Origin of the sequence: Pseudolabrys sp. (genome assembly GCF_035943735.1) — a bacterium.
Lineage (GTDB): Bacteria > Pseudomonadota > Alphaproteobacteria > Rhizobiales > Xanthobacteraceae > Pseudolabrys.
The window spans coordinates 13,961-28,284 of record NZ_DASZBV010000008.1 but is presented as its reverse complement, the minus strand read 5'-3'; the positions used below and the strand labels follow the sequence as shown (position 1 = coordinate 28,284).

General features: G+C 66.8%; 11 protein-coding genes. 2 read left to right on the top strand and 9 right to left on the bottom strand.

The features are described 5' to 3' along the window. The first annotated feature begins 74 nt into the window (after positions 1-74). Positions 75-896 carry an enoyl-ACP reductase FabI gene (gene fabI / locus VGV41_RS04755; protein ID WP_326862516.1) on the top strand — a complete coding sequence of 274 codons (822 nt, stop codon included), beginning with the start codon at positions 75-77 and terminating at the stop codon, positions 894-896. Between the two features lie 87 nt (positions 897-983). Here the strand turns inward: fabI and katG are convergent, their stop codons facing one another. Continuing rightward, a complete protein-coding gene (gene katG / locus VGV41_RS04750; protein WP_326862515.1) occupies positions 984-3,164 on the bottom strand; it encodes a catalase/peroxidase HPI in 2,181 nt (726 codons plus the stop codon). 156 nt (positions 3,165-3,320) lie between these two features. On the opposite strand from katG, the gene VGV41_RS04745 reads away from it, so the two are divergent. After that, positions 3,321-4,208 carry a hydrogen peroxide-inducible genes activator gene (locus tag VGV41_RS04745; RefSeq protein ID WP_326862514.1) on the top strand — a complete coding sequence of 296 codons (888 nt, stop codon included), beginning with the start codon at positions 3,321-3,323 and terminating at the stop codon, positions 4,206-4,208. A gap of 46 nt (positions 4,209-4,254) precedes the next feature. Here the strand turns inward: VGV41_RS04745 and pnp are convergent, their stop codons facing one another. The 8 genes from pnp to rimP all read right to left on the bottom strand — a co-directional run bounded on the left by pnp (position 4,255) and on the right by rimP (position 14,207). After that, positions 4,255-6,414, bottom strand: coding sequence for a polyribonucleotide nucleotidyltransferase (gene pnp / locus VGV41_RS04740; RefSeq protein ID WP_326862513.1), 2,160 nt, complete (start codon positions 6,412-6,414; stop codon positions 4,255-4,257). A 288-nt stretch (positions 6,415-6,702) separates the two neighbouring features. Beyond that, the gene (gene rpsO / locus VGV41_RS04735; RefSeq protein WP_326862512.1) at positions 6,703-6,972 is read right to left on the bottom strand and encodes a 30S ribosomal protein S15; all 270 of its coding nucleotides are present in this window, start codon (positions 6,970-6,972) and stop codon (positions 6,703-6,705) included. A 3-nt stretch (positions 6,973-6,975) separates the two neighbouring features. Next, entirely contained in the window at positions 6,976-8,037 is a 1,062-nt protein-coding gene (gene truB, locus VGV41_RS04730; protein WP_326862511.1) for a tRNA pseudouridine(55) synthase TruB, read from the bottom strand. Next, complete coding sequence (gene rbfA / locus VGV41_RS04725) at positions 8,034-8,447, bottom strand: 30S ribosome-binding factor RbfA (RefSeq protein WP_326862510.1); 414 nt, start codon at positions 8,445-8,447, stop codon at positions 8,034-8,036. The genes truB and rbfA overlap by 4 nt, the downstream gene beginning before the upstream one ends. A gap of 173 nt (positions 8,448-8,620) precedes the next feature. Beyond that, positions 8,621-11,191 carry a translation initiation factor IF-2 gene (gene infB / locus VGV41_RS04720; RefSeq protein ID WP_326862509.1) on the bottom strand — a complete coding sequence of 857 codons (2,571 nt, stop codon included), beginning with the start codon at positions 11,189-11,191 and terminating at the stop codon, positions 8,621-8,623. Between the two features lie 15 nt (positions 11,192-11,206). Beyond that, complete coding sequence (locus tag VGV41_RS04715) at positions 11,207-11,902, bottom strand: RNA-binding protein (protein WP_326862508.1); 696 nt, start codon at positions 11,900-11,902, stop codon at positions 11,207-11,209. A 22-nt stretch (positions 11,903-11,924) separates the two neighbouring features. Beyond that, entirely contained in the window at positions 11,925-13,529 is a 1,605-nt protein-coding gene (gene nusA, locus VGV41_RS04710; protein ID WP_326862507.1) for a transcription termination factor NusA, read from the bottom strand. Between the two features lie 3 nt (positions 13,530-13,532). Continuing rightward, on the bottom strand, positions 13,533-14,207 hold the full coding sequence (gene rimP, locus VGV41_RS04705; RefSeq protein WP_326862506.1) for a ribosome maturation factor RimP: 675 nt from the start codon (positions 14,205-14,207) through the stop codon (positions 13,533-13,535). Positions 14,208-14,324: the final 117 nt, after the last annotated feature.

The following is a 14,324-nucleotide window of genomic DNA, read 5'->3' as shown; positions in this document are numbered from 1 at the left end:
TTTGCAGCGTCGGACCAAAGGAAGACGTGGATGCCCGGCACAAGGCCGGGCATGACGAACGAGAGGCTTGAACCATGCCGGGGCTGATGCAGGGCAAACGCGGGTTGGTGATGGGTGTCGCCAACGATCATTCGATCGCTTGGGGAATTGCGAAGACACTCGCGGCGCACGGCGCCGAGCTCGCCTTCACCTATCAGGGCGATGCGCTGGCCAAGCGCGTGAAGCCGCTCGCGGAGTCTATCGGCTCGCAATTCGTCATGCCGTGCGACGTCGAGGATATTGCCTCGGTCGACGCGGTGTTCGACGGGATCAAGCAGCGCTGGGGCACGATGGACTTCCTCGTGCACGCGGTGGCCTTCTCCGACAAGAACGAACTGAAGGGCCGCTACGCCGATTCCACGCGCGAGAACTTCGTGCGCACGATGGTGATCTCCTGCTACGCCTTCACCGAAGCGGCCAGGCGCGCCGCGGCGCTGATGCCGAACGGCGGCGCGATGGTGACGCTCACCTACAATGGCGGCGACCGCGCCATGCCCAACTACAACGTCATGGGCGTCGCCAAGGCGGGGCTGGAAGCGTCGGTGCGTTATCTGGCGGTCGACTTCGGCCACCAGAAGATCCGCGTCAACGCCATCTCCGCCGGGCCGATCCGCACGCTCGCCGGCGCCGGCATCGGCGACGCGCGCTACATGTTCGCGTTCCAGCAGAAATATTCGCCGCTCGGCCGCGGCGTGAGTTTGGAGGATCTCGGCGGTGCCGGGCTTTACCTGTGCTCCGATCTGTCGACCGGCGTCACCGGCGAAATTCATTTCGTCGATAGTGGCTACAACGTCATCGCCATGCCGCAGCCCGAGGCGCTGAAGGCCGCCGGCGGGCAGGTGGAGAGCGGGCAGTGACTTCTTACTTACCCTCCCCAGAAGGGGGAGGGTAAACAAAAACGGCCGGGTTTCCCCCGGCCGTCTTATTTCAGCGCTGTGTAAATCTTACGCCGCCTTCTGTGTTCCGGCGCCGACCAGATCGAAGCGGTCGGCGTTCATCACCTTGGTCCATGCGGCGACGAAGTCCTTCACGAACTTGTCCTGCGAGTCGGCGCAGGCATAGACCTCGGCGAAGGCGCGCAACTGCGAGTGCGAGCCGAAGATCAGGTCGACGCGCGTCGCGGTCCATTTCAGATCCTTGGTCTTGCGATCGCGGCCCTCGTAGGTGCCGTCCTTGGCCGGCACCCATTCGTTGGCCATGGTGAGCAGGTTGACGAAGAAGTCGTTCGTCAGTTGCCCGACGCGCCGGGTGAGGACGCCGTGCTTGGCGCCGTTCGCATTGGCGCCGAGCACGCGCAGGCCGCCGATGAGCACGGTCATTTCCGGCCCGGTCAGCGTCAGCAACTGCGCGCGGTCCACCATCGCCTCTTCAGGCTGCATGAACTGCCGCTTGCCCGAGATGTAGTTGCGGAACGCGTCGGCGCGCGGCTCGAGCGGCGCGAACGACTCGACGTCGGTCTGGTCTTGCGACGCGTCGGTGCGGCCCGGCGCGAACGGCACCGTTACGCTGGTGCCGGCGTCCTTCGCCGCCTTCTCGATCGCGGCACAGCCGCCGAGAACGATGAGGTCGGCGAGCGACACCTTCTTGCCGAAGCCTTTCTGGATTTCTTCGAGCTTGGCCAGCACCGTCTTGAGCTGCGCCGGCTCGTTCACCTCCCAGTCCTTCTGGGGGCTGAGACGGATGCGTGCGCCATTGGCGCCGCCGCGCTTGTCGGAGCCACGGAAGGTCGAGGCCGAGGCCCACGCCGTCGAGACAAGCTGCGGCACCGTGAGGCCCGAAGCGAGGATCTTCGCCTTCAGCGCCGCGATGTCCGTGTCGTCGATCAGCTTGTGATCCACGGCGGGGACCGGGTCCTGCCAGATCAGCACTTCCTTCGGCACCAGCGGGCCGAGATAGCGGACGCGCGGACCCATGTCGCGGTGCGTGAGCTTGAACCAGGCGCGGGCGAAGGCGTCCGCGAATTCGTCCAGATTCGCCAGGAAGCGCCGCGAGATCTTCTCGTAGATCGGATCGAAGCGCAGCGACAGGTCGGTGGTGAGCATGGTCGGCACATGCTTCTTTGACTTGTCGTGCGCATCCGGCGTGATGGTGCCGGCGTTCTTCGCCTGCCACTGATAGGCCCCGGCCGGGCTCTTGGTCAGCTCCCATTCGTATTTGAACAGGGTCTCGAAGAAGTTGTTGTCCCAGGTCGTCGGCGTCTGGGTCCAGGTGACTTCGAGGCCGCTGCCGATCGCGTCACCGCCGATGCCGCTGCCGAACTTGCTCTTCCAGCCGAGGCCCTGATCCTCGAGCGCCGCCGCTTCCGGCGCCGGACCGACCAGCGACGGATCGCCGGCACCATGGGTCTTGCCGAAGGTGTGGCCGCCGGCAATCAGCGCCACGGTTTCCTCGTCGTTCATCGCCATGCGGAAGAACGTCTCGCGGATGTCCTTGGCCGCCGCGAGGGGGTCCGGCTTGCCGTTGGGACCTTCCGGGTTGACGTAGATGAGGCCCATCTGCACCGCGGCGAGCGGCTCGGCGAGCTGTCGTTCGCCGCTGTAGCGTTCGTCACCCAGCCACGAGCCTTCGGGACCCCAGTACAGCTCTTCCGGTTCCCATACGTCCTTGCGGCCGCCGGCGAAGCCGAACGTCTTGAAGCCCATCGATTCGAGCGCGGCGTTGCCGGCCAGCACCATCAGGTCGGCCCACGAGATCTTGCGGCCATATTTCTGCTTGATCGGCCACAGCAGGCGGCGCGCCCTGTCGAGCAGCACGTTGTCCGGCCACGAGTTCAGCGGCGCGAAGCGCTGCTGTCCGGCGCCGGCGCCGCCGCGGCCGTCGGTGATGCGGTAGGTGCCCGCGCTGTGCCACGCCAGGCGGATCATCAGGCCGCCGTAATGGCCGAAGTCCGCCGGCCACCACGCCTGCGAATCCGTCATCAGCGCCTTCAGGTCTTTCATCACCGCGTCGAGATCGAGGGTCGCGAACTCCTTGGCGTAGTCGAAGTCCTTGTCCATCGGATCGGACAGCGACGAGTTCCGATGAAGCATTTCCAGACTCAGCGCGTCGGGCCACCACTCGCGGTTCGTGTGTCCGCGCTTGCCGCCTGTGAACGGGCATTTGCCCTCGTCGGTCTTTGCATCCATGGATCGGTTCCTCCGCTGAATCCTGCACGCGCCAAAAGCCGGCAATCGCCGCGACTGTGGCGCGGCCCTGCGGCGCTTATATGAAGCGCTGTCGATCAGGTCCAATCGTATTGATTGGATTACGCGATAAGGTTAGCTTATCGCAGGCATAAACACATGATTACCCTGCGTCAGTTGCGTTATCTCACCGCGCTTGCGCGCAATCGTCACTTCGGCAAGGCCGCCGAGGAATGCGCGGTCACCCAGCCGGCGCTGTCGATGCAGATCCGCGAGCTCGAGCGCGAGCTGGGCGCCGATCTGGTCGAGCGCCGGCCGGGCGAGATCGCCGTCACCGAGATCGGTCTGGAAGTGGCGCGGCGCGCCGAGCGCATCCTCGCCGCCACGCGCGACCTCGTCGATTTCGCCCGCCACCGCGACGTGCTGTCCGGACCGCTGAAGCTCGGCATCATCCCGACCTTGGCGCCGTATCTGTTGCCGCGCGTGCTGCCGCTGCTGCAGCGGCGCTATCCGGCGCTGCGCCTCGACGTACGCGAGACGCAGACGCAAGTGCTGGTCGACGAGCTCGTCGCCGGCACGCTCGACTGTCTGTTGCTGGCGCTGCCGATCGAAGCCCACGACGCCGAGACGCAACCATTGTTCGACGACCGCTTCCTGCTCGCCGCGCCGGCGGCCGAGCCGCTGCCGAAGCGGCGGCTGACCATCGGCGACGTCGACCAGCGCCGGTTGATCCTGCTCGAGGAAGGTCACTGCCTGCGCGATCAGGCGCTCGCGTTCTGCGCCACCAAGCGGCGCGACGCCGCGGCCGGATTGGGCGCCACGTCGCTTACCACGGTGATGCAGATGGTGGCGAACGGCTACGGCGTCACGCTGGTGCCGGAGATTGCCGCCGACGTCGAGGTGCGCGATGGGCGCGTGAAGCTCACGCGCTTCGCCGCGCCCGAGCCCGGCCGCGTCATCGGGCTGGCGTTCCGCCGCACCTCGCCGCGCAGGGAGGATTTCGACGCGCTCGGCGAAATCGTCACGCAGGCGGTGCGCGCAAAATAAAAAGGGCGGCCCGAGGGCCGCCCTTTTGCATTCGATAGCGTGAGGCTTACTCCGCCGCGCCTTCGGCCGGCTGCGACTCGCGGTCGCCCTTCTGCTTGCCTTCGAGGTCCTCGCCGGTCGTCTGATCGACCGCCTTCATCGACAGGCGCACCTTGCCGCGCTCGTCCATGCCGAGCAGCTTGACCTTGACCTTGTCGCCTTCCTTGACGACGTCGGAGGTCTTCTGCACGCGATGGGCCGCGAGCTGCGAGATGTGCACGAGGCCGTCCTTGGCGCCGAAGAAGTTCACGAAGGCGCCGAAGTCCATCACCTTGACGACCGTGCCTTCGTAGATGTGGCCGACTTCCGGATCGGAGGCGATCGACTTGATCCAGTTGATCGCCGCCTTGATCGAGTCGCCCGAAGCGGAGGCGACCTTCACCGAGCCGTCGTCCTCGATGTTGATCTTGGCGCCGGTCTTCTCGACGATCTCGCGGATCACCTTGCCGCCGGTGCCGATCACTTCACGGATCTTGTCGGTCGGGATCTTGAACATCTCGATGCGCGGCGCGTGCTCGCCGAGCTCGGCGCGGGCCGCGGTCAGGGCCGTGGCCATCTCGCCGAGGATGTGCAGACGGCCGTCCTTCGCCTGGCCGAGGGCGACCTTCATGATCTCCTCGGTGATGCCGGCGATCTTGATGTCCATCTGCAGCGAGGTGATGCCGCCATCGGTGCCTGCCACCTTGAAGTCCATGTCGCCGAGATGGTCCTCGTCACCGAGGATGTCGGACAGCACGGCGTAACGCTTGTCCTCGAGGATGAGGCCCATGGCGATGCCGGCGGTCGGCCGCTTGAGCGGCACGCCAGCGTCCATCAGCGCCAGCGAAGCGCCGCAGACGGAGGCCATCGACGACGAGCCGTTCGACTCGGTGATCTCCGACACCACGCGAATGGTGTAGGGGAACTCCTCCTTCGACGGCAGCACCGGATGGATCGCGCGCCAGGCGAGCTTGCCGTGGCCGATCTCGCGGCGCTTGGTGCCGCCGAGGCGGCCCGTCTCACCGACCGAGTAGGGCGGGAAGTTGTAGTGCAGTAGGAACGCTTCCTTGTAGGTGCCCTGCAGCGCGTCGATCCACTGCTCGTCCTCGCCGGTGCCGAGCGTGGTCACGACCAGCGCCTGCGTCTCACCGCGGGTGAACAACGCCGAGCCGTGGGTGCGCGGCAGCACGCCGACCTCGACCTTGATCGGGCGCACGGTCTTGAGATCGCGGCCGTCGATGCGCTTCGAGGTGTCGAGGATGTTCCAGCGGACGATCTTGGCTTCAAGTTCCTTGAACACGCCGGCGACGCGCTGCTTGTCGTAAGCGGGCTCGGCGCCTTCGGGGAAGAAGTGCGCCATCACCTTTTCCTTTACCGCGCCGACCGCCTTGTAGCGTTCCTGCTTCACGGGGATCGAATAGGCGGTGCGCAGGTCCTTCTCGGCGAGACCGAGGATTTCCTTTTCCAGCGCGGCATTGTCGGGCAGCGTCAGCTCGCGCGGCTCCTTCGCCGCCTTCTCCGCGAGCTTGATGATCGCCTCGATCACCGGCTGGAAGTGGCGGTGACCGAACATCACCGCGCCGAGCATGATCTCCTCGGACAGCTCCTTGGCTTCCGACTCGACCATCAGCACGGCTTCGTTGGTGCCGGCGACGACGAGGTCGAGCTGGCTCTCCGGCATCTCGTCGAGCTGCGGGTTGAGCACGTATTCGTTGTTGACGAAGCCGACGCGCGCGGCGCCGATCGGGCCCATGAACGGCGCGCCGGACAACGTCAGCGCCGCCGACGAGGCGACCATCGCGAGGATGTCGGGATCGTTCTCGAGATCGTGCGACAGTGTGGTGATGATGACCTGCGTCTCGCAACGCCAGCCGTCGGCGAACAGCGGACGCACCGGACGGTCGATGAGGCGGGAGACCAAGGTCTCCTTCTCGGTCGGACGGCCCTCGCGCTTGAAATAGCCGCCGGGAATGCGGCCGGCGGCGTAGAACTTCTCCTGGTAGTCGACGGTGAGCGGCAGGAAGTCGACGCCTTCACGCGGCTGCTTCGCGGCCACGACGGTGGCGAGCACGGTGGTCTCGCCGTAGGTGGCGAGCACGGCGCCGTCGGCCTGACGCGCCATGCGGCCGGTCTCGAGGGTCAGCTTGCGGCCGCCCCAGTCGAGCTCAACGCGATGAATATCGAACATTTCGTTTGTCTCTCATGGTTTCGGGCAATCTCCGGGCGCCATGAGCAAGACGGCAAGACGCTGTCGCTTGCGTATCAGTCGATACGCGGAAGCGAACGAGCGTCTTGCGATCCTGCCATGGCGGCTCGAACCTTGCCTGGCGCGGGTGGCGGCCCCATGCCGCCGTCCCGCTTTCAATGTCCGGCGGCGCTTATCGCCGTCGGGGCAATCAGCGTCTACGCATCACTGAACGCGTGAACGCTGCACAAACGCGCGGGGCAAGATCGCGCCCGCGCGGGATAAGAGAAATCAGCGGCGGATGCCGAGCTTCTCGATGAGCTGCTTGTAGCTCGCCTCGTTGGTGCGGCGCAGATAGTCGAGCAGCGTGCGGCGCTGGCTCACCATCTTGAGCAGACCGCGCCGCGAGTGGTTGTCCTTCGCGTGCGTCTTGAAGTGGCCGGTCAGATTGTTGATCCGCTCCGACAGGATCGCCACCTGCACTTCCGGCGAACCGGTATCGTTCGGCTTCTGGGCGAATTCCTTGATCACTTCAGCCTTGCGGCTGGTGGTAACCGACATCGGTCATCCTTTCACTGGCGGCCGGGCACGTCCAACGACGCCGGCCAGGTTGAACACGCGCTTGGGGACGATCTCGCCGCGCTCGAAGTCGGCGAGGGCCAGAAGCTGGCCTGCCACCGTCACGGCAACCGTGCCGTGAAAATTGGGAGCGTCCCTTCCGCGCAGAAGAACGGCTTGGCCTCTGGACAGCCTCGCCGCATCGGCCCTGTTGACGGCCACCGCCGGGATGTCGTCCAGCGCGGTCTCAACGGGCATCAGCGCGTCGGCGAGGCTAGCCTCGCCGGCCGCGGCTCTATGACACAGAGCCTCCAAATCTTCCAGCAAAATCATGCTTTCCGGGGCGAACGGCCCTACGGCAGTCCGCCGCAGGGCGCTGACGTGGCCGTAGCAGCCGAGCGCCCGGCCGATATCGCGGGCCAGCGAGCGGACATAGGTCCCTTTGCCGCATTCGGCCTCCAGGATGGCATGGTCGGCGTCCGGGACCTCGACCAGCTCGAGCCGGACAATTTCCACGGGCCGCGCCTGTAATTCAACGACCTCGCCGTCGCGAGCAAGGTCGTAGGCGCGCTCGCCCTCGATCTTGATGGCCGAATAGCGCGGCGGCACCTGCTGAATGGTGCCGAGGTAGGCGGGTAGCGCGGCCTGGATGGCCTCCGGGCTCGGCCGAGCCTCGCTGGTCGCCGTCACCCGGCCCTCGGCGTCATCGGTGTCGCGCTCCTCGCCCCATCGGACGGTGAAGCGGTAGAGCTTGCGGCCGTCCATGACGAAGGGGACGGTCTTGGTCGCTTCGCCCATGGCGATCGGCAGCGCGCCGGACGCGAGCGGGTCGAGGGTGCCGGCATGGCCGCAGCGCTTGGCCGAGAACAGCCGCTTGATGACGCTGACGGCGTGCGTGGAGGTCATGCCGACCGGCTTGTCCAGCACCACCCAGCCGTGGACGTCGCGCTTGTCGCGCTTGAACTGCCTCTTGGGCGGCTTGCGGCCGCCTTCGGGACGGGGCGTCGCCGGCGCCTCTGCTTCGGCGAGCGGCGGCGGCGCCACGCTGTCGATCTCGTTGTCGGTCACTCGTCGTCCCCTTGCTCCAGGTCGCGCTGCACCTCGGGCGACCGCAGGAGCTTGTCGATGCGTTCGGCTTCGTCGAAGCGTTCGTCGACGCGGAAACGGATGTCGGGCGCGAATTTCAGGTTGATGCGGTGCGCGATCTCCGCGCGCAGGAATTTCTTGTGCCGCTCGAAGGCGGCGACGACTTCGCCGGCGTCGCGGCCGCCCATCGGCATCACGTAGATGGTGGCGAGCCGCAGGTCCGGGCTCATGCGCACCTCGGGCACGGTGATGAGATGGCCCTCGATGACCGGATCGTGCACGTCGCCGCGCATCAGCATCTCGGCGACGGCGTGCCGCACCAGTTCGCCGACGCGCAACTGCCGCTGCGAGCCGCCCGGCGTCTGTTCGCGATGGTTCTTATGCTTGCTCATCAATAAATCTCTGTCGTCATCGCCCGCGAAAGCGGGCGATCCAGTACTCGCCGCCACGGCGGCGTACTGGATGCCCCGCGCTAGCGAAAAGACGCGCTTCGCGCTCTTGCACGGGGCAGGTCGGTGTTGGTGTTAAGGCGAAGCGGTTCTGAACGCGCGTGCGAGACTTGGACTCACAGCGAGCGTTGAATCGTCTCCACCCGGTAGCATTCGATCACGTCGCCTTGCCGCATGTCCTGGTAGTTCTCGAAGGCCATGCCGCATTCCATGCCGGCGCCGACTTCCTTGGCGTCGTCCTTGAAACGCTTGAGCTGCGAGAGCTTGCCTTCGTGGACGACGACGTTGTCGCGGATCAGCCGGACATTGGCGCCGCGCTCCACGGTGCCGTCGGTCACGCGGCAGCCCGCCACGTTGCCGACCTTCGACACTTTGAAGACTTCCAGGATCTGCGCGTTGCCGAGCGTGGTTTCGCGCAAGGTCGGCGGCAGCAGCCCCGACATCGCTTTCTTCACGTCATCCACGAGGTCGTAGATGATGTTGTAATAGCGGATCTCGATGCCCGCACGCTCGGCGGCCTCGCGCGCTTCCTTGTTGGCGCGGACGTTGAAGGCGATGATCGGCACGCCCGAGGCTTCCGCCAGCGTGACGTCGCTCTCGGAAATCCCGCCGACGCCGGAATGCAGCACGCGCGCCGCGACTTCCTCGGTGCCGAGTTTCTCCAGCGCGCCGACGATCGCTTCGAGCGAGCCCTGCACGTCGGCCTTGATCACCAGCGGGAATTCCTTGCGGCCCGAGGTCTTGGCCTGCGCCATCATCTGCTCGAGCGAGCCGCGCATACCGGTGGAGCGGGCAGCGGACTTCTCGCGCTTCTGGCGCGCACGATACTCGGTGACCTCGCGGGCCCGGGCCTCGTTCTCGACCACGGCCAGACGGTCGCCGGCGTCGGGCGTGCCGGAGAAGCCAAGCACCTCGACCGGCATCGAAGGGCCGGCGGTGCCGATGGTCTCGCCGGTGTCGGACACGAGCGCGCGTACGCGGCCCCATTCGGCGCCGGCCACGACCAGATCGCCGACCTTGAGCGTGCCGCGCTGCACCAGCACGGTCGCGACCGGACCGCGTCCGCGGTCGAGCTTGGCCTCGATGACCGTGCCCTCGGCGGGCCGGTCGGGATTGGCCTTGAGGTCGAGGATTTCCGACTGCAGCAGCACCATCTCGAGCAGCTTGTCGATATTGGTCTTCTGCGTCGCCGAAACTTCGACGTCGACCACCTCGCCGCCCAGCGATTCGACCTGGATCTCGTGCTGCAGCAACTCGGTGCGCACCCGGGTCGGATTGGCGTCGGGTTTGTCGATCTTGTTGATGGCGACGATGATCGGCACCTTCGCCGCCTTGGCGTGATGGATGGCCTCGACCGTCTGCGGCATGACGCCGTCGTCGGCCGCCACCACCAGGATGACGATGTCGGTCACCTTGGCGCCGCGCGCGCGCATCGCCGTGAAGGCGGCGTGGCCGGGCGTGTCGATGAAGGTGATCTTGCCGCCCGACGGCCCGCTGACCTGATAGGCGCCGATGTGCTGCGTGATACCGCCGGCCTCGCCCGCGGCCACGTCGGCCGAACGGATCGAGTCGAGCAGCGAGGTCTTGCCGTGGTCGACGTGACCCATGACGGTCACGACCGGGGCGCGCGACTGCAGCGTCTCGTCCGCGTCGGCGACGTCGAACAGGCCTTCCTCGACGTCCGATTCCGACACGCGGCGAACGCTGTGGCCCATTTCTTCGGCGATGAGCTGCGCGGTGTCGGCGTCGATGACGTCGTTGATCGTCGCCATCTGGCCCTGCTTCATCAGCAGGCGAATGACGTCGACGGCGCGCTCGGACATGCGGTTGGCGAGTTCCTGGATCGTGATCGCGTCCGGGATCGTCACGTCGCGGATGAGCTTCTCTTTCGGCTCGTTCGAGGCGTGACCTTTGAGGCGCTGGGTGCGGCGGCGGAACGATGCGACCGAACGCTCGCGCACTTCGTCGGCGCTCAACGCATTGACCAGCGTCAGGCGGCCACGCTGCTTCTCGGCGCCGGTGCGCGGCGCCGGACGCGGCGGGGTGACCGGACGGCCGGGGGCGCCACGACGGCGTGCGGGCGCCTCTTCCTCCTCGGCCTCGAGCGTAAGCCGCGCGGCAGGCGCCGCCGGAGCGGTGACGCCGGGACGGCGCGTTTCGGTGGTCTCGCCGCCGAGCCGCTTTTTGGCGACCTCGTCGGCCTTACGCTTGGTTTCTTCGTCGTGCTTGCGGCGCTCGTCCTCGTCACGCTTGCGCGCGAGAGCGGCTTCGCGCTCGACGCGGTCGTGCACTTCCTGAGTAGCGCGGCGCTTGGCCTCTTCTTCGGCGTGCTTGCGTTCTTCCGCCTCGCGGACGCGCGAGTCGGCGAGCGCGTGGGCGCGCGCGTTACGTTCTTCCTCGGTCAGCGTGCGCAGCACGACGCCGGATGGCTTCTTCGGCGCTTCCGGCGCAGGCGCGCGCGCAACCGGCGCGGCGGCGGCCTTCTTCGGCGGCTCGGGCACCGGCTCGGGCTTGGGCGCGGCGCCGGGCGCGATGGTGCGACGCTTCACCGTCTCCACCACGACCTGCTTGCTGCGGCCATGGCTGAAGCTCTGGCGCACGACGCCGGTCTCGGTGCGCGGCTTGAGCGTCAGCTTCGGCCCGCCCACGCTGAGTTTCTTTTCGCCTGGATTCTTTGTCTCAGTCATTCCGTACTTTCGTCCTTACGAGCCCTGTGTCGGCACGTGTGTTGTCGGCACATCTGCGCGAACCGCTGCGATCGAAGCGTTGGTCCGGAAACGCACATAGCGTGCAACGCGAGCGAGGAAAGTCTCGCTCCCGGGCCCGGCAAGCAGGGCTGCATGTACCACATTTGGGCGGTTCAGTGCCAAATCCAATTGGGCGCCCGAAAAATCGTCGATGACGGGAATTTCGCGTTCCCCGTCCTCGATATTGCGCTGGAGAGCGCCGTTCAGCTTGCGTTTGCCGTCGTCGGCCCCGTCCGCGGCATGGATCAGGGCGCGGATGTCGCCCCCTGCCAGCGCCGCCTCGACCTTGGCGTATCCGGCAACAACCGTCCCGCCCTTGGCGGCCATCGCCAGGGCATCGAGGGCGGCGCGTTCCAGCATCCGTTCGGTCTGCTCGGCCAGATCGGCGGCGGCGCGGACCTCCCGCTTGAAGCCACGGGCGAAAACGTTGCGTTTGACCGCCTGTTCGATCGCCGCCCGGTTGGCGGTGATCCACAGGCCGCGGCCGGGCAGCTTGCGCTTGACGTCGGCCACCACCTCGCCGGTGGGACCGACGACGAAGCGGATCAGCCCGTCGACCGGCTTGACCTCGCGCGACAGGGCGCAGGTGCGTTCGGTCCCCGGGGCCGAAGCCCCGCGGTCGAGTTCATTGTCCTGCGCCACAGCCAGCATCAAACGGTCGTTCTCCCTTGCCTCAGGCCTCTGCCGGGGCTTCTTCGCCCTCGGTCGCCTCAGCCGGCGGGTTCAATTCCGCCTCGGTGACCCAGCCGGCCATCAGGCGGGCCTGCATGATCAGCCCCTCGGCGTCCTCGCGCGTGATCTCGATGCCGTCGAGGAACCCCGGCTCGCGCTTGGCTTCGCCGTCCTTGCGCTCGGTCCAGCCGGTGAGGTCGTCGGTGGCGCAGCCGGCGAGATCCTCGACCGTCTTGACGCCGTTCTCGCCGAGCTTGACCAGCATTCTGGTGGTGATGCCGGGCACGTCTTTGAGCGCGTCTTCGACGCCCAGTTCGACGCGCTTGGCATCGAGCTCGGCCTCCTGCTGCGCCAGGTATTCACGCGCGCGCTCCTGCAACTCGCGTGCGGTGTCCTCGTCGAAACCTTCGATCGAGGCGATTTCCTTCTCGTCGACGAGTGCGAGTTCCTCGATCGAGCCGAAACCTTCCGAGGCGAGCAACTGGCCGACCACTTCGTCGAGATTGAGGGCATCGACGAAAATCTTGGTGCGGCTCTCGAACTCGGCCTGACGGCGCTCGGACTCTTCCTGTTCGGTGAGGATGTCGATGTCCCAGCCGGTGAGCTGCGAGGCAAGCCGCACGTTCTGGCCACGGCGGCCGATCGCCAGCGACAGCTGCTGGTCCGGAACCACGACCTCGATGCGCTCGCGGTCCTCGTCGAGCACGACCTTGGCCACTTCGGCCGGCGCCAGCGCGTTCACCACGAAGGTGGCGATGTCCGGCGACCACGGGATGATGTCGATCTTCTCGCCCTGCAATTCGTTCACCACGGCCTGCACGCGCGAGCCGCGCATGCCGACGCAGGCGCCGACCGGGTCGACGCTCGAATCGCGCGAGATCACGGCGATCTTGGCGCGCGAGCCCGGATCGCGGGCGACCGCCTTCACCTCGACGATGCCGTCGTAGATTTCCGGCACTTCCTGCGCGAACAGCTTGGCGGTGAACTGCGGGTGCGTGCGCGAGAGGAAAATCTGCGGTCCGCGCGGCTCGCGGCGCACGTCGTAGATATAGGCGCGGATGCGGTCGCCGTTGCGGAATACTTCGCGCGGCAGCAATTCGTCGCGGCGCACGATGGCCTCGCCGCGGCCGAGATCGACGACGACGTTGCCGTATTCGACGCGCTTGACGATGCCGTTGACGATGTCGCCGATGCGATCCTTGTACTCGGCGTATTGCCGGTCGCGCTCGGCCTCGCGCACTTTCTGCACGATCACCTGCTTGGCCGACTGCGCGGCGATGCGACCGTATTCCAGCGGCGGCAGCGGATCGGCGATGGTGTCGCCGACCTGCGCGGCGGGATGATGCTTGCGCGCGGCGTCGACGGTGATCTGGTTGGACGGGTTCTCGACCTGATCGACCACGAGCATGTGGCGGGTGAGGCGGAGGTCGCCGGTCTTCGGCTCGATCTCGGCGTGCACGTCGGTCTCGGCGCCGTAGCGCGAGCGCGCCGCCTTGGCGATGGCGTCCTCCATCGCGGCGATGACGATGCCGCGATCGATGGATTTTTCGCGGGCGACCGCATCGGCGATCTGCAGCAGTTCGAGCCGGTTGGCGCTGACAGCCATAGCTCACTCTCCTCCTTTGACGGCAGGCCTTTGCGGCCGTTGCCGGGAATGTCTGGTTTCGCGTCTCTCTTCGCGTTTGGCCGCGCGCGCTTCGCGCTTGGCCGCCTTCTCGCGCCGCAGGGCTTCGGTGACGAGCGCGTCGGTGAGCACGAGCTTGGCTTCGCCCATGTCCTCGATCGGCAACAGCACCTCGGCCTCTTCGCCGGCCACGACGTCGTCGCGGATCAGGCGCGCGGCCTGTCCTTGCGTGCCGGCGATCTGGCCGCGGAAACGCTTGCGGCCGTTCACCGGAATGGTCATCTCGATGCGCGCCAGATGGCCGGCGTGGCGGTCGAAATCCGACTTGCGCACAAGCGGCCGGTCGATGCCCGGCGAAGAGACCTCCAGCCGGTAGGCGCGGTCGATCGGGTCGGCGACGTCGAGCACCGGCGACAGCGCCCGCGACACCTCCTCGCAGTCCTCCACCGTCATCGAACCGTCCGGCCGCTCGGCCATGATCTGCACGGTGCAGCCCTCGGCGCCGGAGACGCGCACGCGCACCAGGCGGAAGCCGAGCTGTCCGAGCACCGGCTCGACGATCGCGGCGACGCGCGCCGGCAGGCCCGGCTCGACAATCAGCCGCGGCTCGTCTTCCGTCGTGCTGGCGGTGTGGGCCGCCTCTGCCTCGCTGTGGACCATGCGGTAACAAAAAAGAGCGGGCCCGGGGGGACCCACTCTCAAAACCCGATTTGGTTATGAGGGTGTATGCTTACAGGCGGAAATATAGCGGTTTTTCGCCCCGGCGCAAGGCCGGAG